Origin of the sequence: Plantactinospora sp. BB1, assembly GCF_003030385.1 — a bacterium.
GTDB lineage: Bacteria > Actinomycetota > Actinomycetes > Mycobacteriales > Micromonosporaceae > Plantactinospora.
Genome location: NZ_CP028159.1, coordinates 6,757,524 through 6,779,256, shown reverse-complemented (window position 1 = coordinate 6,779,256; position 21,733 = coordinate 6,757,524). Strand labels below are relative to the sequence as shown.

The window sequence follows — 21,733 nt, the reverse complement described above, 5'->3', positions numbered from 1 at the left end:
GTGACCTGTGGATCGGTATGCCAGACAACTTCCTGATCACCTCCTGATATCGGTCGATCGAGAAGTGGTCGCGCTCGAACCTCACATCTGCGCGGACAAGTAAGCCCAGATGTGACTCGTTGACCGTTGGCCAGTGGACCTGGGCGGACTCGATCAGCTTCAACGCCATCGCTACACCGGCGGCCCGTGAGCCGGGTCCTTGATGATCCCTGCCGGAGCCTGATGATGGCAAAGGCGGCTTCACGTCACCCCTCCGAGGGCCATCCATAGGTTCCGATCATTGCTCTGAGGGAAGCGATTTCTCTTGGAGTGTGGGTCACATAGCTTGGTGGCGCCGTGCGTAGTGATCCCTGAGTAGGTCGGCGCCCCAGTCGTGGCGCAGATGTCGCCATACGGAGTGGGCGTGATTGGCGTCGTCTTGGGTGTTGTCGTACTCGATGAGGAACTCGGGTGCGCGTATGCAGTAGTAGTGGCCTTCGCCGAGTGCGGTCGGGCCGGCCCACGCGAACCGGATCTGGTCCAGGCCAGCCGCCTCGGCCTGGCGCCAGCACGCCTGGGCATACGATGCCGGCGCGCGGTTGAGGTAGCGCTGGACCAACTGGTCGAGCAACCGCTGCTGCGCCGGCCGCAGCAGGTCGCGGCCGATGCCCTCGGGCAGCAGACTGGGATCGGCCACCGGATCGGCCCGGGTGAGGATGTCGTCCGGAGCAACGTCGGCACTGATGCCGACCGCGCGCTGGTGGGGGTCGAGCCCGGTGGCGAGCTCCCGCGCCAGGTCCTCCTCAGGGCCGAGGATCCGGCGGCCGGCGTGCGGCCCGGAGGGTACGACGGCCGGTTCTGAACCGACGAAGTGGGGCGTGATCGTCGTGCCGCCGGGTGCCACGACGACGTGCACGGCCAGGTGGTGGCCGTTGATCCGCCAGCCCCACGGCAGTTCGTCGCTCGGGTTGCCGAGCACTCGCATCCAGTACCGGTCCCCATCCGGCGGTGAGCCGGTGGCGAGTTCCCGCCTGACCCGCTCGACCTCGACGGCGCCGACGGCGAGATCGCCGCCCTCGGAAGAGTGGGCTGACCGAAGCAGCTCGACCGCGAGGGCGTGCTGGGCGTCGGTGAGGTGTTCCATCGACAGGCCAGGACGGTCCCCCGGCAGATAGGTCCACTGCCGAAAATCGGAGTCGGCGAGGTCGCCGCGGACAAGGCGGCGTTGGTGCTCGTCCAGGCTCGAGAGGAGGGCGAGCGCACATCGGCGGGCGTCATCGGCCACGGTGGTCATGCAGTCCCTCCCGGGCTCCGTGGCCGCCGAGCCCTGCCTCGCAGCCGGCTGATGCGGGACTATCCGCGCTGCTTGTCATTCCCGTCCCTCGATCACGATCTTATCCTGGCGATGTTGGCGCGACCCGGGTGTGGATCAAGGCATGGCGTTTCGAGAACGCGTCGCCGTGCAGGGTTGCCGGGAAGGCGCGCTGTAGGTGAGGGCAGCGTCCGTTGACGCCGCCTCGACGGCCACCGAATTACGACAGTTAGGGCATGCGTGACGATAGGCGAGTCGAGGGTCGAACCCCAAAACAGCGTCGCGAACGTCCGGTGCCGAGGTTTGCGCAGCTCAGCGGATGTGCAGGGTAGAGCGTTCATCCGCGCGTTCGTGCCCCCGGCAGGATTCGAACCTGCGACACACGGTTTAGGAAACCGTTGCTCTATCCCCTGAGCTACGAGGGCGGGCGACGCCAGGCGACCTGACGGCGGCTGTCAGCGTACCGCAGGGGGCTCGTACCCGATCAGCACCGGCGGTGCCGTCGGCTGCCCGCCCCGCATCGGGTACGCCATGCCAGGCGTTCCCGACACCGGGCGCGTCTGCCCACCGCTGTGCGCACACCCCGAGCTGCGCCAAGGTCAGGGCCGGGTCCCAAACGCGTCGACGCCGGTCAACTCGGCCGACAGCGTCCACAGCCGCGCCGCTCCTTCCGGGTCCAACTCCTGGTCGACCACGGCACAGTCCTCGCAGTACCGCCCGCCGGTTCCGGCGAGCTGGGGCGAGGTGGCCGCCCAGACCTGGGTCGCCGCCCCCTGCTCCGGCGTCTTGAATTCGGCGTCCACCAGGTTGCCGTCCAGGTCCACCCACCCGGCGGCGACCATCTCCTCCCGGCTCAGGTGCCGCTGCAACGGGGTGAGGATGTGCCCGGGGTGCACCGAGAACGCTCGCACCCCCACCTCCCGGCCGAGCGTGTCGAGCCGTTCCGCGAAGAGCACGTTCGCCCGCTTCGCCTGGGCGTACGCCTGCCACTTGTCGTAGCCACGGGTGAAGTGCGGATCGGACCAGCGGATCGCCGACGGGTGCTGGGCCCGGGAGGTGAGCACCACGACCCGGGCTCCCCCGGCCCGCCTGATCGCCGGCCACAGGAGGTTGACCAGCGCGTAGTGCCCGAGGTGGTTGACCCCGAACTGCGCCTCCCAGCCCGGGCCGACCCGGGTTTCGGGGCAGGCCATGATGCCGGCGTTGTTCATCATGATGTCGATGCTCCTGCCCGAGGCCAGGAACCGGTCCGCGAAGGCCCGTACGCTGCCCAGGTCGGCCAGGTCGAGTTCGTCGACCTCCACCCCGTCGACCTCCAGCCCGTCGATCCCGGCCAGCGCGGCGCGGGCCACCGCGGGCCGCCGCGCGGGTACGACCACCCGGGCGCCGGCCCGGGCGAGCGCCGCCGTCGCCTCCCGGCCGAGTCCGGAGTACCCGCCGGTGACGAGCGCGAGCCGGCCGGAGAGGTCGATCCCCCGCAACACCTCCTCGGCGGTACTCCGCGACCCGAACCCGGCCGTCCCACCGAACCCAGCCGTCCCCCCGGCCCCGGCCCCAACCCCAGCCCTTGCACCGATCCCGCCCAGGACATCGGAACCTTTATCCCGATTGTCTGCTCTCACTGTCATGCGAGCGAAGCTATTCGCTAGACCGTGGTCTAGGTCAACGCGCGCGTATGCTCCGGGCCATGCTCGACACTCCTGTGGAATTCAGCATCGGGCAGGTGGCCGAACGCACCGGCCTGAGCGTGCACACCCTCCGGCTGTACGAGCGGGAAGGGCTGCTGACCTCCCGGCCACGCCGTAGCAGTGCTGGCCGCCGCGTCTACAGTGAATGGGACGTGCAGTGGCTCGACAACTGTACGAAGTTCCGGGCCTCCGGAATGCCGTTGGCCGCGATCCGTCGCCTCGCCGAACTGGTCGGCGAGGGCCCGGGCAACGAGGCCGAACGTCTCGAACTGCTCCGGGCACACCGGCAGCGGGTACTGGACCGGATCGCCGAACTCCACGACTGTCTCGACCTGATCAGCAACAAGGTCGGCGCCTACGAGGAGGCCGTCCGGCAGGGCAACGCCGACCGGCTCTGGGGCACCCGGTCGACCGGCCCCGACACCGCCCCGGCCCCCGACACCCACGGACGCCGGTGACCCCACCGGTCCGGGATACACCGGCCGATCCACACCGACGCGGTTCAGCCGGCGGCTCCGCCGGCAACCTCGGTCGCCACCGTGAGGGTGACGGCGCTGACCGGCGCGAGCAGCACACTCCAGCCGGCGCATCGGACCTCACTTTCCGTGCCCCGGATGTGTGCCGGCGAGGTCGGCCGGCACCCGGGGTTCGTCCCTGGCGGAGACGGCGATGAATTGTCCCATCATGCCGGCGTCCTCGTGGGCGAGCAGATGGCAGTGGAACATGTACGGCGCCCGTACGTCCGAATGTGCCAGGAAGCGTACGGCGAGCCGGACCCGGCCGCCCGGCGGTACGTACACGGTGTCCTTCTCCCCGGCCAGGTGCGCTGCCGGCGGCCGGCCGTCCACGTCGAGCAGGTGGAACGCCGCGCCGTGCAGGTGGAAGTTGTGCGGGATCCCGCCGGTGTTGCCGATCTCCCAGGTCTCCACCGAACCGGCCCGGACCACCCGGTCGATCCGGGTCGGGTCGTGCACCCGCTCGTCGAACCGGAAGTCGCCCATCGTCATCCGGTACGGCTCGGCCCGGGTCGGCGCCGGCACCGGCGGCGCGGCGGCCAGCCGGGGCGGCAGCGCGGGCGACGGCCGCAGGGCCGGCGCCGCGACGATCTTCAGCAGATCGAAGGTGTCGGCACCGCCGGCGAGTCGCCGGATCAGCGCGTTGCCGCCCATCGGCGCCGGGAACCCGCGCAGCAGCACCTCCTCGCCGGGCCGGAACCGGACGACGATCTCGGCGCGTTCGCCCGGCGAGAGCATCAGCCGGCGCAGCGGCAGCGGCGCGTCCCGCAGTCCGGCGTCGGTGGCCACCAGCGAGAATTCCCGGTCGTCGGCGAACCCGACGGAGAAGACCCGGGCGTTGGCGCCGTTGAGCAGCCGGAACCGGACCAGTTCGGCGTCGACCTCCAGGTACGGGTCGTAGCCGCCGTTGACCAGGATCCGGTCGCCGAGCAGGCCGGTGAGGGAGAACCCGCCGAACTCCAGGCCGGACTCGTCGAGTGTGCCGTCGTCGTGCAGCTTCCGGTCCTGGAGGATCAGCGGGATGTCGTCGACGCCGTACCGGCGGGGCAGCGGCAACGCGTCGGCCTCGTCGTCGTCGACCAGGAAGAGGCCGGCGACCCCCCGGTAGACGTGCGCCGCCGTGCGCCGGTGCAGGTGCGGGTGGTACCAGAGGGTCGCGGCCCGCTGCTCGACCGTCCAGTACGGCTGCCAGGTCCGGCCGGGTTCGATCGGCTGGTGCGGGCCGCCGTCCATCACCGCCGGCAGGTGCATGCCGTGCCAGTGCAGCGAACTGGTCTCGGGCAGGTTGTTGGTCACGTCGACCGCGACCCGGTCACCGCGCCTGGCCCGCAGTGTCGGGCCGAGGATCGGTCCGTTGGCGCCCCAGGTGGTGGTGCTGGTGCCGGGGAGCAGTTCGGTGCGGCCGGCCGCCAGGGTGAGCCGGAACCGTTTGCGCCCGTCGGCGTCGACGGTGGGCGGCAGCAGCGGCGGGATCGGCAGCCGGTTGCGGAACGACAGCGTGCCGATGTTGCTCCGCCCGGACTCCGCCCAGAGGTAGCCGGCGTATCCGGCGGCCGGGGCGACGAGCAGGCCGGTGCCGGCGCCGAGCCAGCCGAGCACCTTCCGCCGGGTGGCCGTCACCGCCGGCTCCGCAGCCGCAGGCTCCAGAGCACGAGTACGAGTACGACGCCGGTGGCGATCATCCACCAGCCGGGCAGCGCCTCGGGCATCGGTACCAGACCGGGGTCGTCGAGCCAGACGTGCGGCGGGCCGAAGAACCAGCCGAGGTTGAGGGTGAGCCCGACCAGTGCCACGACCAGCCCGACCCAGAGCAGACGTCGTTGTGCCATGCCCCGACGCTAGGTAGCCGGTGTGCCGTCGCACGTCTGCCGATCGGAGTCGAAATCACTACTCCACCCGGTGTACGACCCCGATCCGTCTCCGGGGTCGTACACCGGGGTCGTACACCGGGTGGCGCCGGCTTCGGGTCAGCGGATCGGGAGCTGGGCGGTCCAGTCCTGCCAGACCCGCTCGGCGTGGGCCTGGTCCACGTCGTCGGCGAAGATGTGGTGGCCGAGGACCAACACGCTGCCCCGGTCGGTACCGGAGTGCAGGAAGCGGTAGAGCGCGTCGTCGGTGCGTACCCCGAAATAGGTTGGCAGGCCGGTGATGTCGACGACTCCCTCGATCGGCGGCAGGCCGTCGAGGGTGAGCCGGGCCGGCGTGCCCTCGGTGATCGCGCCGGTGATGCCGAACGCCTCCGCCACGGCCGCCCAGACCTGGTCCGGCTCGCCGGCACCGGGCCGGAACGCGGCGACCTGGGTGCCGTGCCGGCCGGGGAAGTACCGCACGTACGCGGCCAGGGTGGCCAGGTACATGTCCCAGCCGTCGCGCATCGCCTCGTACTCGGATTCCCAGTTGTCGCCGAGCACACCGCTCTGCACGAGGTGCAGCACCGTACTGCCCTGGTCACGTCCCTCGATCAGATATTCGATCGCCATGAACGTGCCGTCCGGGCCGGGTTCGGTGGCGTAGCCGAACCGCTTGCCGGGTTCCCAGGCCGTCACCGTCGACTCCTCGGTGTGGCCGGCCATCGCGAACGTGTTCCGCCCGCCTTCGCGCGGGTCCACCTCGGTGTGTCCCATGAACCAGGAGTCGATGCCGGGGCCGGTGGCGATCGCCGCCCAGACCTGGTCCGGCGTCCCGGCCAGTTCGATCTCCTTGCGCAGCTCGAATTCGTGTCCCACGGTAGAAGTCTCCAATTCGGTGACGTGCGGAATCAGGCCGACCGTGCCGGCCTTGCGGGGATGTCTCTGTCCGGCCGTACCGGGCGGCCGTACCGGGTGGCCGGGCTCAACCGGTCGGTTCGGGGCTCTCCGGGTCGGCCGGGACGTGCGGGTGCAGCGCGATCACCACCCGGTGGTCGCGGCCGCCGGGCGCGGACTCGTCGTGGTACCTGCTGACGAGTCTGGCGACCGTCCCGGCCAGCTCCTCGGCGAAGGCGGCCCGGTCGGCCGCCGAGCCGAATCGCACCTGGGCGTCGATGGCGAACGTGGCGACCCGCTTCTCGGCCCGGTCCGCGCCGGTGATCAGGGCACCCACGTCCTGGACGAGCCGGGCCGCGAGCGCCAGCAGCCACCGCGCCGAGAGCCGGTCCGGGGACTGGCTCGGGTTCGGCCGCACGGCGGAGAGCGCCACCGGGGAGATCACGTACGACGCCGCGGTCGCCCGCATCACCCGCTCGGTGACGTTGCCCTTGCGGCGCTCCTCGACCAGCTCGATCAGCCCGTGCTGCTCAAGTGCCCGGAGGTGGTAGTTGACCTTCTGCCGGGCCAGGCCGACCCGGGCGGCGAGCATCGTGGCCGAGGCCGGCTCGGCCAGCTCGGCCAGCAGCCGCGCCCGGATCGGGTCGAGCGACACCTCGGCCGCCGCCGGGTCCTCGATCACTGCGATGTCGAACATGCGGCAAGCCTGCCACCGACAACTGTTTTTGTCAAGGAAAGCGGAGCTGTCGGAGCGATGTCTGCCCGCCGCCAGGCGCCCCGGCTACTCGTCGTGGCGCCAGCCGAGCAGCCGCTCCGCCCTCGTACAGTCGAAGAAGCCCTGGTTGCCCCGCAGCTCGCCGCGGACCGGCACCTCCGGGTAGTGCTCGCGGCGCAGCTCCTCGCTCGGGATGTCCGAGGTGGTCTCCGGGGCGACCACGTAGCAGACCTGGTGGCCGGTGAAGTCGGCGGTGAGCGCCAGCAGGCAGGCCCGGGCCGCCGGCCGGGCCAGGGTGTACCCCCACAGGTCGCGGACGGCGAGCGCCCACTGCCCCGAACCGGGCCGGGTGCTCGGCCGGGTCGGTACCACCGCGTGCAGCCGCAGGCTGGCGACGGTCAGCCCGGCGTACCGGCGGGCGAAGCTCTCCGCCTGCGCCTCGCCGAGCCACTTCGACAGGCTGTACGGGTCCTCGTTGTAGCTGGGGTGCCGCTCGTCCAGCGGAAAGTAGTCGAAGCGCGGCTTCCGGCTGTAGCCGCCGCCGACGGCGTTGACGCTGGAGGCCAGGCAGACCCGGGTGATCCCGAGTTCGACGGCGGCCCGCAGCGCGTTGTAGCTGGCGGTGACGTTGACGTTGTGCACCACGTGGTCCGGCTCGCCCCACGGCTTCGGGTACGCCGCCAGGTGCACCAGCGCCTCGCAGCCGTCCAGCGCCCTCAGCAGCGCCGGATAGTCGGTCACGTCGGCGGGCCGGCGTACCAGCCCGGCCGGCACGGCGCTGCCGGCGTACGGGGCCGACGGCCGGTCGATCTCCACCACCGTGTGCCCCTCGGCCAGCGCGTGCTCGACCACCGAGCGTCCGACCGTCCCGGCACCGCCGGTCACCGCAATGCGCATCGCACCATTCTCCGTCCTGGAGACGCGGGGGGCAGGTCGGCGGAAACTTGGCCCGGGCTGTCGTTCCCGGCCGGGGCCGTTCGTCGTCATGCTGTGCAGCAGTCCGCTGCCCGAGGATCCGGAGCGAGCCGGTGACGCCCGGCAGCCGGTTCGGCGGAACGAGACGGAGGAGATTGGCGTGAAATACATGTTCCTGATCTACGGCGACCCGGCCCAGGACTCGACCGATCCGGAGGCGATCCAGACGGAGATCGACACGTACTGGGCGTACGACAAACTGCTCGCCGACGCGGGCGTCATGCTCGACGGCCAGGCGTTGCAGGGCACCGAGACCGCCACGACGGTGCAGGCGGGCGGGGAGGGCGAGCCGACCGTCACCGACGGCCCGTTCGCGGAGACCCGGGAGATCCTCGGCGGCTACTACCTGGTCGACCTGCCCGACCTGGACGCCGCCATCGGCTGGGCCGCCCGCTGCCCCGGCGCCCTGCGCGGCAAGGTCGAGATTCGACCGATCATGGAGTTCGAGCAGCCGTGACCCGCGCTACGCCGTCCCCCGGGGCCGGGCGACCGAGCGACCGGCTCCCGCCGAGCGACCGGCTCCGGCCGAGCATCGACGGCGGTCAGGGCGTCGACGGCGGTCAGGGCGTCGACGGCGGTCAGGGCGGATAGCCGTGTCGGGTGGCGAGCGGCCGACCGTCGACATTCTGGAGCGGGTGTTCCGGGAGGAGCGCGGGCGACTGCTCGCCACCCTGGTCCGGCACTTCGGCGACCTCGACCTCGCCGAGGAGGTCGCCTCGGACGCGATCGAGGCGGCCCTGCTGCACTGGCCCGTGCAGGGTGTGCCGACCCGTCCGGCGGCCTGGCTGCTCACCACCGCCCGGCGCCGGGCGGTCGACCGGCTCCGCCGGGACCGCGCCTACGCGGCCCGGCTGGCCGTACTCCGGGCCGAGGCCATCCGGGACGGGCCGACCGCGCCCGACCCGACCGACGGCGGCGGCGACCTGCCGGACGAGCGGTTGGCGCTCTTCTTCACCTGCTGCCACCCGGCGCTGCCCGGCGAGACGCAGATCGCGCTGACCCTGCGCTGCCTGGCCGGACTCACCACCGCCGAGGTGGCCCGGGCGTTCCTGGTCCCGGTGCCGACGATGGCCCAGCGGATCGGCCGGGCGAAGCAGAAGATCCGGGCCGCCCGGATCCCGTTCCGGGTCCCGGACGCCGCCGAACTGCCGGCCCGGCTCCCCCGGGTACTCCGGGTGATCTACCTCATCTTCACCGAGGGGTACGCGGCGAGCAGCGGCCCACAGCTCGTCCGGGCCGACCTGGCGGACGAGGCGATCCGGCTGGCCCGGCTGCTGCACCGGCTGCTGCACCGGCTGCTGCCCCGGCAACCGGAGGTGACCGGGCTGCTCGCCCTGCTGCTGCTGGTCGACGCCCGCCGGGCCGCCCGGTGCACCGCCGAGGGCGACCTCGTACTCCTCGACGAGCAGGACCGGACGCTCTGGGACCGCGACCGGATCGAGGAGGGCCGTCGGCTCGTGCCGGACGCCCTCACCAACCGCCCCGGCCCGTACGCGGTGCAGGCCGCGATCGCCGCGCTGCACGGCGAGGCCGCCGACGTGGCCGGTACGGACTGGCCGCAGGTGGTCGCGCTCTACGACGTACTGGTCCGGCTGGCGCCGTCACCGCTGGTGGAACTGAACCGGGCGGTGGCGGTCGCGCTGCGGGACGGTCCGGCCGCCGGGCTGCGGCTGCTCGACGCGCTCGACGCGCAGGGCCGGCTGGCCGGTTACCACCTGCTGCCGGCCGCCCGGGCGGACCTGCTGCGTCGGCTGGGTCGCGCCGGGGAGGCCGCTGCGGCGTACCGTCGGGCACTCGACCTGGTCGGCAACGAGCCGGAACGGGCGTTTCTGCGGCGGCGGCTCGCGGAGGTCGCCGCCGAAGCCGGTGCCGCCGGGTCGTCATCGGCCGAGCGGGAGAATTTCGCCGACCCGGACTCGTGAGATCGCCGCGATCCGGACCGCATCCATCGTTGTCGACGAATCCCACTAAGGACGGACGATGCCGGCGATGCGGCACGTACGGCGAAAAGTTTCGGCCGTCCGTGCTTTAGTCCGACCCATGCGACGCCGTTCTGCCTGATGCCGGTGACCAGGGGGTATGTCCGGCCCGGCCGGCCGCCGGAAGACCGGTGAAAGCTATCCATATCCTTACCCGCGTCGATACGACTAGAGTGGGCCCGATTGAAGTTTCGGAATCTTTCCGTTAGCCTCCTAAAATCGAGTCCTGTCGATACAGCGGTAGGGACGGGTGTCCCCGAACCCCCGTCCCGTGCCCGTGACACGGGCTCACGCCCCCGCCGGCGCCGAGTGCCGTGGTCGTCGCTCAGACCGCGACACGAGTCGCCACCGCGACCTCTGCGCCGGGCTCGCCGAGGTTGTCCGGGCTCGGGTCGTCCCGGGCCGCCCACCCACTCCACCCGACACCGTCCACCGAGCCGGCACCACAGCGGACGGGCACATCGACGACACACCCGCACACCATCCCTTCCCGGATCCGAGAGGCAACAGGTCATGAGCAGCAGAACCGTCCCTGACCCCAGACGCCTGATGGCGAGACCCGGCCCACGTGCCGCACTGGTCTCACTCGCCGTCGGCGTGCTCGCCGCCGGTGCGGCCCTCACCTTCGCCGGCTCCGCCAACGCCGCGACGACGCTCGGCGCGTCGGCGGCGGAGCGGGGCGGGCGCTACTTCGGCGCGGCCGTGGCGGCGAACAAGCTCAGCGACAGCACCTACAGCACCGTGCTGAACCGCGAGTTCAACCAGGCCACACCCGAGAACGAAATGAAGATCGACGCGACCGAGCCGCAGCAGAACCAGTTCACCTTCACCAACGCGGACCGGATCGTCAACCACGCGATCAGCCGGGGCTGGAAGGTCCGGGGCCACACCCTGGCCTGGCACTCGCAGCAGCCGGGCTGGATGCAGAACATGAGCGGTACGGCGCTGCGGCAGGCCATGCTCAACCACGTCACCCGGGTGGCCAGCTACTACGCCGGCAAGATCGACTCCTGGGACGTGGTGAACGAGGCGTTCGCCGACGGCAACGGTGGCGCCCGCCGCGACTCCAACCTCCAGCGCACCGGCAACGACTGGATCGAGGCCGCCTTCCGGGCCGCCCGCGCCGCCGACCCGAACGCCAAGCTCTGCTACAACGACTACAACACCGACAACTGGACCTGGGACAAGACCCAGGCGGTGTACCGGATGGTGCAGGACTTCAAGACCCGGGGCGTACCGATCGACTGCGTCGGTCTCCAGTCGCACTTCAACAGCGGCTCGCCGTACCCGAGCAACTACCGCACCACGCTCTCCAGCTTCGCGGCGCTCGGCGTCGACGTACAGATCACCGAGCTGGACATCGAGGGCTCCGGCACCACCCAGGCGAACACCTACCGCAACGTGGTGAACGACTGCCTCGCCGTCGCCCGCTGCACCGGCATCACCGTCTGGGGCGTGCGGGACTGCGACTCGTGGCGTAGCAGCGGCACCCCGCTGCTGTTCGACTGCAACGGCAACAAGAAGCCGGCGTACGACGCGACGCTCAGCGCGCTGAACAACGGCGTCACCCCGACCAACCCGCCGACGAACCCGCCCACCAACCCGCCAACCAACCCGCCGACCAACCCACCGACGAACCCGCCCACCAACCCGCCGACACAGGGGCCGGGCGGCTGTACCGCGACGGTGTCGCTGAACTCCTGGAACGGCGGATTCGTCGCCACGGTACGGGTGACGGCCGGCTCGTCCGGCACCAACGGCTGGTCGGTCGGAGTGACCCTGCCGTCCGGTGCGAGTGTCACCAACTCGTGGAACGCGAACCGCAGTGGCACCAGCGGCGCGGTCACCTTCACCAACGTGAGCTACAACGGCCGGATAGCCGCCGGACAGTCGACCGAGTTCGGCTTCCAGGGCACCGGCAGCGGCACGGGATTGTCACCGACCTGTAGCGCCAGCTGACCGACCTACGACGACACGACCGGTGCGGAGGACCACGATGGTCCTCCGCACCGTCGCGTACCAGGGGACTCCGGACCGAGCCGGCGGTCACGCGGTGGGTGACTCCCCGGACAGCCGGGACCGGGATCGGTCCCCGGCCTGCTCGGTCCCGGCCTGCTCGTCCCCGGCCTCCTCGGCCCCGGCCTGCTCGTCCCCGGCCTGCTCGGTCCCGGATCCGGGCTGCCGGTGGTCGGCGACGAACTCGGCCACGATCCGCCGAGCGTAGGCCGCCCGGTCCGGGTCGGCGGCCGAGAAATCCTCCGGCGCGGGCACCCGCATGGCCATGCCCCAGCCCCGGCCCCGCGCCCAGCTGGCGTCGTCGACCTCCAGCGCGGCCCGGAACACGGCGCGGCTGCCCGCCGGCAGCAGCGTCCAGGCGACCATCAGGTCACAGGCCGGATCGCCGACGGCCAGGCAGCCGAAGTCGATCGCGGCGCGGAGCCGGCCGTCGACGGTGAGCAGGTTTCCGGCGGCGAGGTCGCCGTGGATCCAGCCGCCCCGGCCGTCCCAGGCCGGCACCGCGGCCAGCGCGGCGTCCCAGACCGCCGCCAGCGCGTCCGTGTCGACCAGCCCGGCGAGGGCCGCGATCCGCCGCCGGAGGTTGCCGTCCGTCGCCAGGGACGGCCGGCTGTCGCCCACCGGTACGCCCCGAAAGGCGTTGCTCGCGTCCGGTGCCGGACCGCCGGTGGGATCGATCCGGCGAAGCGCGCGGATGAACCCCGCCACGTCCCGCGCCAACCGGTCCGGGTCGGGGCCGCCCCCGCGCGCCGGGTTCTCGCCGTCGAGCCACGGACAGACCGACCACCGGAACGGGTAGCCCTCGGCCGGCTGGCCGAGCGCGAGCGGGACGGGGACGGTCAACGGCAGGTGCGGGGCGAGTCGGGGCAGCCACCGGTGCTCCCGGTCGACCTGCGGTGCCCATCGGGCGAAGCGGGGCAGCCGGACCACCTTGTCGTCGCCGAGCCGGTACATCGCGTTGTCGGTGCCCCAGCTCCGGGTCCGTACGACGGGCAGCTCCGCCCACCGCGGAAACTGGGCCGCGATCAGCCGGCGGACGAGCGCCTCGTCGGTCGGCACCTCGACGTGCGGCAGATCAGCGGTGGCCAACGCAGCTCCCTCGGCAACGACGGTGGTCGACGATCCCGGCTGTCGCTGCTGGCAGGTTAGGCGCCGCCGGATCACCGGCCCAGCCATTTTCGGGTACCGGAGGCAGCCGCCACGGCTGCGCGGCCCGGTGGCGGCGGCGCGCGAACCGGCGACATCGCGGTACGGATGAGAGGATCACCGGATGCCGATCGACCAACACCTGCTGCTGGCATTCACCCTGACCACGATCATCGCCATGATCACGCCCGGCCCGGACATGCTGTTCGTGCTGGGCTGCGGGATGCGCGGCGGCTCCCGGGCCGGGCTGCTCGCCACCGCCGGGGTGGCGACCAGCGAGGCGGTACACGTGGCCGTGGCGGCGGCCGGACTGGCCGCGCTCTTCGCGGCGGCGCCGACAGCGTTCGCGGTGGTCCGGATCGTCGGCGCCGCCTACCTGATCTATCTCGGCGTGCAGTTGATCCGGCACCGCCGCGACGCCCGGGCCGAGCTGCCGACCGGGGGTGGACTCTCGGGTCGGAAGGCGTACCTGAGCGGGCTGCTGACCAACCTGCTCAACCCGAAGATGGTCACCTTCACGATCGCGTTCCTGCCCCAGTTCGTCGATCCGGCGCTGGGGCAGGTCTGGCTACAGTTCGCGATCCTCGGCACCATCCTGATCGGGCTGGAGTTCCTGGTGGACGGTGCCGTCGGGGTGTTCGCCGGACGGATCGGCGGCTGGCTGCGCCGCCGGGCGGCCGTACGCCGCCGGATCGACGCCGCGACCGGCGGCATCTTCATCGGTCTCGGCGTACGCCTCGCCGTGGATCGGTGAAGGCCGGCCGGGCAGGTCAGGGGTCGGTCACTCGGCTCCGGCCGGCCGGCGCAGCTCCACGCCGAGCGCCGTCAGCCAGTCGTCGGTGCCCCGCTCCCGCCAGGCCGGCTCCTCGTGGCCGTCGAGGAAGGTGGCCTGTTCGGTGAGGAGCAGCTCGGTGCCGTCGGCCGTCGGCCTGAACTCCACGGTGGTCAGCGAGGCGGTGGCCAGGGTCTCCCCGGCGTGCAGGGTGGAGGCGTAGACGATCCGCTCGGCCGGGACGATGTCCTGGTAGACGGATTCGAAGGTCAGCGTCTCGCCGCCGTCGCCGCGCGCCCGGTTGACCTCGCGGCCACCGACCCGGAAGTCGAGGTGGTGCTCGACGGAGGCGGGACCGGCGAACCACCGCGCCTTGGCCGTCGGGTCGGCCCAGGCGGCGAAGACCCGGGCGGGTGGAAGCTGGTAGCTGCGTTCGAGGCTGAAGGTCCCGTGCGTCACGGATCGGTCGGTCATGGCGTGCTCCCGTTCTCTTGCGGGTCGGAGTCTTCGGTCAGGTAGTCGTCGAGCCGGTCCAGGCGCCGCTCCCAGGACGTGCGTTGCGCGCCGAGCCACTCCTCGGCGATCCGCAGCACCGCCGGCTCGATCTGGCAGGTGCGGACCCGGCCGACCTTCTCGGAGCGGACCAGGCCGCTCGCCTCCAGCACCTGGAGGTGCTGCATCACGGCCGGCAGGGACATCGCGAAGGGTCGGGCGAGTTCGCTGACCGGGGCCGGGCCCCGGACCAACCGCTCGACCATGGCCCGCCGGGTGCCGTCGGCCAGGGCCTGGAACACCCGGTCCAGCTCGTACCCTTGGTTAAGCATGTACTTAAGTATTGGCGCTGGGGTGGGCAAAGTCAAGTGTCTTGTTAACTATCGTCCGGCGATCACCAGGCTCGGCGGGTCAGCCGGGAAGTTCCGACCCCGGTTTCGGTTTCCCGGCGCTCTGCCCGGGTAGCAGCGAGGGCGGCGCACGGCTGGACTGGCCGGCGAGCGAGGCGGCGCAGGGTTCGCCGGTACGGGAACGCGCGGTTCGCCGGTACGGGAACGCGCGGCTCGCCGGCACGGAGAGGAGCCCCAGGTGACGGATCGACACCCCAGGCGGGCGGCCTCGGCGGCGCTGCGGGGCACCACCCGAGGGGCGTTCGCCGCGATGGCGATGTCCGGCTTCCGGCAGGTGACCACCGGCCTCGGGCTGGTCGAACGCACCCCGCCCGAGGAGGTACTGCGGCAGACCGCGCCGAGCCTCTTCCGGCGGATCCCGGTGGACCGCCGACAGGCCCTGGTCGAGTTGGTCCACTGGGCCTACGGTGCCGGCGGCGGGATGCTCTTCGGTCTGCTGCCCCGGTCGCTGCGGCGACAGGCCTGGACCGGCCCGGCGTACGGCTTCGCCTTCTGGGCGGTCTTCGAGGCGGGCCTCGCACCCCTGCTCGGCATCGACGACCGCCGCCACCACGATGCCCGGGAACGGCTGGCCCTGCTCGCCGACCACCTGCTGTACGGCGTCGTCGTGGCCGCGTCACCCTGGCCGAACGCCGACTGACCGCCCCCGAATCCGCCCCGCCCGCCCCCGAACCCGAACCCGAACCCGAACCCACCCCGAACCCGAACCCACCCCGCCCCCGAACCCGGCCCGTCCGCGACCGATCCCCCCTGACCGATCCCGCCGCGACCGAGCCGCCACGCCGGTCGACCAGCGCACCGTCGCCGGTGGTGTCGTCGGTGGCGATTCAACGGTCGGTAACCGGGTAGCCGGCGACGGAAGCCGAGGGAGGGAGACCAGGATGGGTAAGGTCCACGGTCACGCCGACAACATCGTCTATGACCTGGTGTCGATCCAGTACCACGCCCTCAAGGGTGGTCAGGTCTACGAGCAGTACAAGAGCGACGCCGAGGGGCACGACGACGTCCGGCAGTTCATCGACCGCATCCAGCGGGAGGACATGGACCGGGCCCGGCGGGCCCAGGAGTTGCTGGCCAGCATCATCGACGTACCCGTCGGGGCCCGCTGACCGCCGCCGACGCCCGCCCTGGTCACGGCCGGGCCCGGCGTCGCGCCCGGCGCCGTCGCCGGATCAGCCACCACACCGCCAGGCAGAGCACCACCAGCGCGGCGAGGCCGGCACCGGCCTCGCCGAGGTGGTCCTCGATCCGCCGCCAGGAGGCGCCGGCCAGATAGCCGACCATCACCACCGTGGTCGCCCAGGCCGCGCCGCCGAGGGCGTTGAAGAGCAGGAACCGGCGGTACGGCATCCGGTTCATTCCGGCCAGGGCCGGCACCAGGGTCCGGAGCACCCCGACCCACCGGCCCAGCAGCACCGCCAGCGGTCCGTGCCGGGCCACGAACCGCTCGGCCCGATTCCAGCGCTCCTCGCCGACCCAGCGCCCGGCCCGGCTGCGTTTCAGTGGCGGGCCGGTCCAGCGACCGATCTCGTAGCCGACGCTGTCCCCGGCGATGGCGCCGACGGTGGAGACCACCACCATCGCCGGCAGGCTCACCCGGCCGGTCGCGGCGAGCGCGCCACCGAGCAGCAGGGCGGTCTCGCCGGGCAGGAACAACCCGACGAACGCGGCGGACTCGCCGAAGGCGAGCCCGCCGACCACCACCAGCGCCGCCCAGCCGGAGAGTGCGGTGAGGGTGTCGATCACGCCGTCCACCCGGGCCGCCCGTCAGCCGGTACCGGCAGCCGACCGGCCCGCGTCGCGGCCCCGGTCGCGGCCGGGCAGCTGATGGAGTACGCCGGGTAGCGCCGCACCGGCGGGCCGGCGGCGGGCGGGCGATTCGGCCGGGGCGAACTCCACTCGGCCATCGTGCCCGAGGAGATGCCCCGAAACGCCGTAAATGCCCCGACTAGCGCTGCTGGTGCTCCGACTAGCGCTGCTGGTGCCCCGAGGATCCGCCGAGGTGGCCGGACGGGCCGGCGAGGTACCCGGTGGTCCGGAGCACGGCCCGGGCGAACCGGCTGAGCGGCAGCGCGGCGAGTTCCGTCCGGCCGAACCAGCCGACCTCGCCGACCTCGTCGCCGTCCGGCACGGGCGTGCCGGTGACGATCTCGGCCCGGTAGACCGCGGTGACGTACGCGGCCCGGTCGCCGTGCGGATAGGTCACCTCGTACTCCGGACCACCGAGTACGTCGAGCAGCCCGGTCAACCGCACCCGCACCCCGATCTCCTCCGCGGCCTCCCGTACGGCGGCCTCGGCCGGGGACTCGCCGGGCTCGACGACACCGCCGACCAGTCCCCACCCCTCGGTGTGCCCCCGATGGCGTACCAGCAGCAGCCGGCCGGCCGGGTCGACCGGCAGTACCGAGGCGGAGGGCAGCAACAGCAGTTCGGATCCGACTGCGGCACGCAGCCGGGCGACGTACGGCGGGATCGGCATGTGCGCCACGGTAGAAGCATTGAGCTGCAACGAAAGGGACTTTCCGGGGCGTGTCCGGCGATAGGCTCGGCGGCGTGCGCCCCACCATCGAGGAGAATCCCCGGCTGCGCCCGGTGACCGCCGCCGACCGGGTCTGGACCGGCGTGACCACCACTGGTGACGGCCGGGTCTTCGTGAGCTTTCCCTCCGCCGACGGCCCGGGGATCCAGGTCGGCGAGGTGGTCTCGGACGGCCGGATCCTCCCCTATCCCGACGCGGCCTGGAACGAGGTCCGCGACGACCTCGATCCCGAAGGCGCCTTCGTGCACGTCAACGGGTTGCGGATCGGGCCGGACGGCAACCTCTGGATCGTCGACGCCGGCAGTCCGGGGGTCGGGCTGCCGGTCGTACCCGGTGGTCCCCGGCTGATCGTGGTGGAGCCGGAGTCGGCGACGGTGCTCCGCAGCTACGACCTCGGGCCGGCGCTGCGGCCGAACAGCTACGTCGACGACGTCCGGTTCAACGGCCGGATGGGCTACCTGACCGACGCGGGCGCACCCGGGCTGATCGTGCTGGACCTGGCGACCGGGGCGTGCCGGCGGGTACTCGACGGGCACGCCAGTACCGTCGCGCGCCGCCCGCTGCGGGCGGACGGGGAGATGATCCGCGACGCGCACGGCCGGGAGCTGCGGATCCACGCCGACCAGCTGGAGGTCTCGCCGGACGGGCGGTATCTCTACTACCAGCCCGCCTCCGGCCCGCTGCACCGGATCGAGACGCGCTGCCTGGACGACCCGGAGATTCCGCCGGAGATCGTGGCGCAGCAGGTCGAGCCGTGGGTGGACACCCCGACGACCGGAGGTACCGCGATCGACGCGGCCGGGGTGATCTATCTGAGCGACGTGGACCGGCGGCGCATCCTGGCGATCGACCTGGACCGCCGGATCGAGACGCTGGTCGCCGACCCCCGGCTGGTCTGGGGTGACGCGCTCTGGCTCGACGGCACCGGTCAGCTCTGGATCCCGGCGGCCCAGCTCAACCGGACCCCGGGGCTCTCCGGCGGCGCCTCGAACGTCGACTATCCGGTGTGGATCTACCGGATGCCGGTCGACGCGGTACCGCCCGCCAACGACCACGCCTGACCGCCGATCACCCGATCCCGCCACACCCGTGGGACCGGCGGTACGGGTCGCGCTGACCCCCGTACGGCTGTCACACTGACCCCCGTCCGGCCGTCACCGTGACCCCCGTCCGGCCATCAGGTCGCGCCGGACCGGTCCGGCGTTTCCGTCGACCGGAGACGGCCGGCAACGGGTGTCATCTGGGGCAAACCAGCCGTTATGCCTCTGCTATTGTTCGGCATCGATGTCTTGGGTGCGGTCCGGTTCGGACGTACCGCCGGGGCGGCGGAGCGACGGGAGGAGTCGGGCACGTGACTGTCTCCACCGCCACCGCCGCCTCCGCGCCGGCCGGGCGACCCGGGCCGGTCGACCCGCCGCCGGCCGGCACCGAGATGCCGGCGGCGAGCGCGCTGGGCTGGGTCTACACGATCTTTCCGGCCCTGCTCCGGCTCACCTGCGGGATCGCCTGCGCGGTGGCGGCGCTCGCGGTGCGTACCCCGCCGGTCTCCACCCCGCTGCTCGTCGTCGTGGTGAGCCTGCTGACCGCCTGGTCGGTGCTCTTCGCCGCCCTGGTGGTCCGGTGGCGGCGGCCGATGTCCGCGATGGCCGTCGACATCCTGCTCACCGTCGGCACCTGCCTGCTGATCCGTGACGTGGTCGCCGCCGAGGTACTGCCCGGCGAGGTGAGCTGGGTGGCGATCCAGTCCAGCACCTCGGTGATCGTCGCCCAGTTCATCCTGCCGGCCACCCGCTCGGTCCCGGCCGGGCTGCTGGTGGCCGCCGCGTACGGCATCGGCGCGCATCTGGCCGGCGACGACACCGAGGCGGTCGGGCACGCCGTCACCCTCGTCGTGCAGACCGTCAGCGCGGCCGCGCTCGCCGGGGTGGCCCGGCGCAGCAGCCGGCTCGCCGACGCCGCCTTCGCGGCCTACCAGGAGACCGCCCGGGCCGCCGTGACCGCGCGGGCCGCCCGGGCCGCCGAGCGGCAACAGAACCGCGACCTGCACGACACGGTGCTCTCCACCCTCACCGTGGTCGGTCTCGGCGCGGTCGCCGGCCGCTCACCGCTGCTGCGCGAACGGGCCGCCGCCGACCTGCGCACCCTGGCCGGCCTGGCCGGCGACCGATCGGCGTCCGGCGTCGAACCGGAGGGCGAGGTCCGGCTGATCGCGCTCGACGAACGGCTGCGCACCCTGCTCGGCCGCCTGCCGGAGCTGCGGGCCAGCGCCGCGCTGGAGCCGTGCGCGGTGCCGGCCCCGGTCGCCGAGGCGGTCACCCACAGCACCGGCGAGGCACTGTCCAATGTGCTCCGACACGCGCCGGGAGCCACCGCCTCGGTGCGACTGTGCCGCAGCGGCGACACCGTCGCGGTCGAGGTGGTCGACGACGGGCCCGGCTTCGACCCGACCACGGTCCCCCGGCACCGGTACGGCCTGCGGGAGTCCGTGCGCGGCCGGATGGCGACGGTCGGCGGCCGGGCCGAGGTCAGCTCCGCGCCCGGCCGGGGCACCCGGATCCGGCTGGAGTGGCCGGATGTCCACTGACCTGGCCGGCGGTGCCGCGGGTACGGTCACCGCCACCGTCGAACGTGGCCCCCGGATCGCCGCCGTGCTGATCGCCTTCGGCTGGCACCTGGCCATCAACCTCCCGGCGGTACTCGGCGACTGGGAGCACTACCGGCTGCCCTGGGTCGTCGGCATCGGCTGGCTGGTCTTCGGCGCGGTCGGGGTGGTCGCCGCGGTCAACCTGCTGCGCGGCACCCCCTCGCCGACCTGGCCACTCGTCGGGGTACTGCTCCTGGTCGACGTGGTGGTCTTCGCCTGCGTACCCGGGTCGCTGGTCTTCGACTCCGCCAACTTCGGCTGGGCGACCCTCGGCTGGTTCGTCGTACTCCTGCTCTGGGGTCGCCGGATCCCGGCCCTGGTCGCCGTACTGGCGGTCGGCGCGGCGATCGCCCTGGTCGGGGTACTGGCGCTGCGCGGCGGCGGCGCCGCGGACCTGAGCCGGTACGCGATGGCCGTCTACGGCAACGCGACCCTGCCGATCGCGATGATGATCGCGGTGAACCTGCTCGGCACCCTCGCCGGCACCACCGCCCGGGCGGCGGCGGCCCGGACGGCGATCGAGACCGAGCGGGCCGCCGCCGGCCGGACCCACCAGACCCGGCGGGACCGGCTCGCCGCGCTGGACCGGACCGCCGGGGCCATCCTGACCGAACTAGCGCAGGGCCGGGCCGATCCGGCGGACCCGGCCGTGCAGCGCCGCTGCGCCCTGGAGGCGTCCCGGCTGCGCCGCCTGATCGCCGAGTCCGACGACGTGCCGGATCCGCTCCTGCACGAGCTGCGCGCCTGCGTCGACGTGGTGGAACGCAACGGCCTGCCGGTCGACTTCGTGGCCGTCGGCACGCTGCCGGCACTGCCGGTGGAGATCCGCCGCCAGCTCGCCGAACCGCTGACCTCCACCCTGGCCGCCGCGACCCGGTGGGCCCGGCTGACCGTGGTCGGCCAACCCGACGAGGTCGTGGTGAGCCTGACCACACCCGGCACGTCGATCATCACGTCCGGGCCGGACCAGCCCGGTGACACCATCGGAGGCACCGGCGACGACCAGCTTTCCGCTGCCGGCGGCGAGGTCGAGTACGTCTACGAGGAGAACGAGGAACTGGTATGGGTGCAGACCCGGTGGCGGGCGGCGTGACCCCGGGAGGATCGCGGATCACGGTCGCGATCGTCGACGACCACCCGGTGGTCATCGAGGGGATCCGCTCGTGGCTGGCCGCCGAGCCACGGCTGGCGGTGGTGGCGACCGGCGAGGACCCGGACACGGTACTCGCCGCCGGCCAGCCACCGGCCGACGTGATCCTGCTCGACCTGCGGCTGCGCGGCCGGATGGTGATCGACAAGGTGGCCGAACTCAGCGGCGCCGGCCGGCGGGTGGTGGTCTACTCCGAACACAGCGACTCCGACACCATCCTGGCCGTCCTGGACGCGGGTGCGGTGGCCTTCCTGGCCAAACAGGAGGGACGGGAGCACTGCGTACACACCGTACTGGCGGCGGCGAGCGACCGGCCGTACGTGCCACCGGCGCTGGCCGGCGCGATCGTCGGCGACCGGCGTACCGGCCGGCCCGTCCTCTCGGACAAGGAACGCGAGGCGCTGCTGCTCTGGTTCCAGTCGATGTCGAAGGCCTCGGTGGCGCGCCGGATGAACATCAGCGAGCACACCGTCAAGCAGTACGTCGACCGGGCCCGGATCAAGTACGCCCGGGCCGGCCGGCCCGCCGCCACCAAGGCCGCGCTGCTGGCCCGGGCCATCGAGGACGGTCTCGTCCGGGCCGACGAGATCGGCAACTAGCCTGCACGACCCCGGCCGCCGATCGCCGCGGCGTCACGTCGACTCCCCTCGCTGTCAC

The 21,733-nt window shown here is 72.5% G+C and carries 23 protein-coding genes and 1 tRNA gene; 11 read left to right on the top strand and 13 right to left on the bottom strand.

All coding sequences use genetic code 11. From position 1 onward, the window contains the following. Window positions 1-316: 316 nt before the first annotated feature. From C6W10_RS29620 to C6W10_RS29610, 3 genes are all read right to left on the bottom strand, one after another. Window positions 317-1,273 carry a DUF3500 domain-containing protein gene (locus tag C6W10_RS29620; RefSeq protein WP_107262421.1) on the bottom strand — a complete coding sequence of 319 codons (957 nt, stop codon included), beginning with the start codon at window positions 1,271-1,273 and terminating at the stop codon, window positions 317-319. Window positions 1,274-1,643: 370 nt separating this feature from the next. Beyond that, window positions 1,644-1,716: transfer RNA gene (locus tag C6W10_RS29615), tRNA-Arg, on the bottom strand. A 174-nt stretch (window positions 1,717-1,890) separates the two neighbouring features. Further along, window positions 1,891-2,868, bottom strand: coding sequence for an oxidoreductase (locus tag C6W10_RS29610; RefSeq protein ID WP_369938721.1), 978 nt, complete (start codon window positions 2,866-2,868; stop codon window positions 1,891-1,893). Window positions 2,869-2,978: 110 nt separating this feature from the next. Between C6W10_RS29610 and C6W10_RS29605 the strand changes: the two genes are divergently transcribed. Then, window positions 2,979-3,437: a MerR family transcriptional regulator gene (locus C6W10_RS29605; RefSeq protein ID WP_107264382.1), complete on the top strand. Its 459-nt coding sequence runs from the start codon at window positions 2,979-2,981 to the stop codon at window positions 3,435-3,437. Window positions 3,438-3,575: 138 nt separating this feature from the next. Here C6W10_RS29605 and C6W10_RS29600 read toward each other — a convergent pair whose 3' ends face one another. From C6W10_RS29600 to C6W10_RS29580, 5 genes are all read right to left on the bottom strand, one after another. Next, window positions 3,576-5,114, bottom strand: a complete 1,539-nt coding sequence (locus tag C6W10_RS29600; protein ID WP_159104804.1) for a multicopper oxidase family protein — start codon at window positions 5,112-5,114, stop codon at window positions 3,576-3,578. Then, on the bottom strand, window positions 5,111-5,323 hold the full coding sequence (locus C6W10_RS29595; RefSeq protein ID WP_107262419.1) for a hypothetical protein: 213 nt from the start codon (window positions 5,321-5,323) through the stop codon (window positions 5,111-5,113). The genes C6W10_RS29600 and C6W10_RS29595 overlap by 4 nt, the downstream gene beginning before the upstream one ends. 138 nt (window positions 5,324-5,461) lie before the next feature. Further along, on the bottom strand, window positions 5,462-6,220 hold the full coding sequence (locus C6W10_RS29590; protein WP_107262418.1) for an SRPBCC domain-containing protein: 759 nt from the start codon (window positions 6,218-6,220) through the stop codon (window positions 5,462-5,464). Between the two features lie 106 nt (window positions 6,221-6,326). After that, complete coding sequence (locus tag C6W10_RS29585; protein WP_107262417.1) at window positions 6,327-6,935, bottom strand: helix-turn-helix domain-containing protein; 609 nt, start codon at window positions 6,933-6,935, stop codon at window positions 6,327-6,329. A gap of 84 nt (window positions 6,936-7,019) precedes the next feature. Further along, on the bottom strand, window positions 7,020-7,850 hold the full coding sequence (locus tag C6W10_RS29580) for an NAD(P)-dependent oxidoreductase (protein WP_199853767.1): 831 nt from the start codon (window positions 7,848-7,850) through the stop codon (window positions 7,020-7,022). Window positions 7,851-8,028: 178 nt separating this feature from the next. Between C6W10_RS29580 and C6W10_RS29575 the strand changes: the two genes are divergently transcribed. The 3 genes from C6W10_RS29575 (at window position 8,029) to C6W10_RS29565 (ending at window position 11,866) form a co-directional block, all read left to right on the top strand. Further along, entirely contained in the window at window positions 8,029-8,385 is a 357-nt protein-coding gene (locus C6W10_RS29575; protein ID WP_107264380.1) for a YciI family protein, read from the top strand. 136 nt (window positions 8,386-8,521) lie between these two features. After that, entirely contained in the window at window positions 8,522-9,850 is a 1,329-nt protein-coding gene (locus C6W10_RS29570; protein WP_107262415.1) for an RNA polymerase sigma factor, read from the top strand. Between the two features lie 606 nt (window positions 9,851-10,456). After that, on the top strand, window positions 10,457-11,866 hold the full coding sequence (locus C6W10_RS29565) for an endo-1,4-beta-xylanase (RefSeq protein ID WP_107262414.1): 1,410 nt from the start codon (window positions 10,457-10,459) through the stop codon (window positions 11,864-11,866). An 87-nt stretch (window positions 11,867-11,953) separates the two neighbouring features. Here the strand turns inward: C6W10_RS29565 and C6W10_RS29560 are convergent, their stop codons facing one another. Then, complete coding sequence (locus tag C6W10_RS29560; protein ID WP_234361475.1) at window positions 11,954-13,012, bottom strand: aminoglycoside phosphotransferase family protein; 1,059 nt, start codon at window positions 13,010-13,012, stop codon at window positions 11,954-11,956. 181 nt (window positions 13,013-13,193) lie between these two features. Here C6W10_RS29560 and C6W10_RS29555 point away from each other — a divergent pair, with 181 nt between their 5' ends. Then, window positions 13,194-13,823 carry a LysE family translocator gene (locus tag C6W10_RS29555; RefSeq protein ID WP_107262412.1) on the top strand — a complete coding sequence of 210 codons (630 nt, stop codon included), beginning with the start codon at window positions 13,194-13,196 and terminating at the stop codon, window positions 13,821-13,823. A 27-nt stretch (window positions 13,824-13,850) separates the two neighbouring features. Here C6W10_RS29555 and C6W10_RS29550 read toward each other — a convergent pair whose 3' ends face one another. Continuing rightward, window positions 13,851-14,315 (bottom strand): SRPBCC family protein, encoded by a 465-nt coding sequence (locus C6W10_RS29550; protein ID WP_107262411.1) that lies wholly within the window; start codon window positions 14,313-14,315, stop codon window positions 13,851-13,853. After that, window positions 14,312-14,665 carry a helix-turn-helix transcriptional regulator gene (locus tag C6W10_RS29545; RefSeq protein WP_199853766.1) on the bottom strand — a complete coding sequence of 118 codons (354 nt, stop codon included), beginning with the start codon at window positions 14,663-14,665 and terminating at the stop codon, window positions 14,312-14,314. Before C6W10_RS29545 ends, C6W10_RS29550 begins: the two co-directional genes overlap by 4 nt. Before the next feature lie 256 nt (window positions 14,666-14,921). Between C6W10_RS29545 and C6W10_RS29540 the strand changes: the two genes are divergently transcribed. Together C6W10_RS29540 and C6W10_RS29535 are read left to right on the top strand one after the other, a co-directional pair. Beyond that, window positions 14,922-15,383 carry a hypothetical protein gene (locus C6W10_RS29540; RefSeq protein WP_199853765.1) on the top strand — a complete coding sequence of 154 codons (462 nt, stop codon included), beginning with the start codon at window positions 14,922-14,924 and terminating at the stop codon, window positions 15,381-15,383. Window positions 15,384-15,624: 241 nt separating this feature from the next. Further along, the gene (locus C6W10_RS29535) at window positions 15,625-15,852 is read left to right on the top strand and encodes a hypothetical protein (protein WP_107262410.1); all 228 of its coding nucleotides are present in this window, start codon (window positions 15,625-15,627) and stop codon (window positions 15,850-15,852) included. Window positions 15,853-15,874: 22 nt separating this feature from the next. On the opposite strand, the gene C6W10_RS29530 is transcribed toward C6W10_RS29535, so the two are convergent. Both C6W10_RS29530 and C6W10_RS29525 read right to left on the bottom strand, forming a co-directional pair. Further along, entirely contained in the window at window positions 15,875-16,489 is a 615-nt protein-coding gene (locus C6W10_RS29530) for a DedA family protein (RefSeq protein WP_159104803.1), read from the bottom strand. 223 nt (window positions 16,490-16,712) lie between these two features. Next, complete coding sequence (locus C6W10_RS29525) at window positions 16,713-17,222, bottom strand: NUDIX domain-containing protein (RefSeq protein ID WP_107262408.1); 510 nt, start codon at window positions 17,220-17,222, stop codon at window positions 16,713-16,715. Between the two features lie 74 nt (window positions 17,223-17,296). Here C6W10_RS29525 and C6W10_RS29520 point away from each other — a divergent pair, with 74 nt between their 5' ends. The 4 genes from C6W10_RS29520 (at window position 17,297) to C6W10_RS29505 (ending at window position 21,675) form a co-directional block, all read left to right on the top strand. Then, complete coding sequence (locus C6W10_RS29520) at window positions 17,297-18,343, top strand: SMP-30/gluconolactonase/LRE family protein (RefSeq protein WP_107262407.1); 1,047 nt, start codon at window positions 17,297-17,299, stop codon at window positions 18,341-18,343. Between the two features lie 371 nt (window positions 18,344-18,714). Beyond that, window positions 18,715-19,866, top strand: coding sequence for an ATP-binding protein (locus C6W10_RS29515; RefSeq protein ID WP_107264377.1), 1,152 nt, complete (start codon window positions 18,715-18,717; stop codon window positions 19,864-19,866). Beyond that, entirely contained in the window at window positions 19,856-21,019 is a 1,164-nt protein-coding gene (locus C6W10_RS37600) for a hypothetical protein (RefSeq protein ID WP_159104802.1), read from the top strand. Before C6W10_RS29515 ends, C6W10_RS37600 begins: the two co-directional genes overlap by 11 nt. Beyond that, window positions 20,989-21,675, top strand: coding sequence for a response regulator transcription factor (locus C6W10_RS29505; RefSeq protein WP_107262406.1), 687 nt, complete (start codon window positions 20,989-20,991; stop codon window positions 21,673-21,675). Before C6W10_RS37600 ends, C6W10_RS29505 begins: the two co-directional genes overlap by 31 nt. Window positions 21,676-21,733 lie beyond the last annotated feature (58 nt).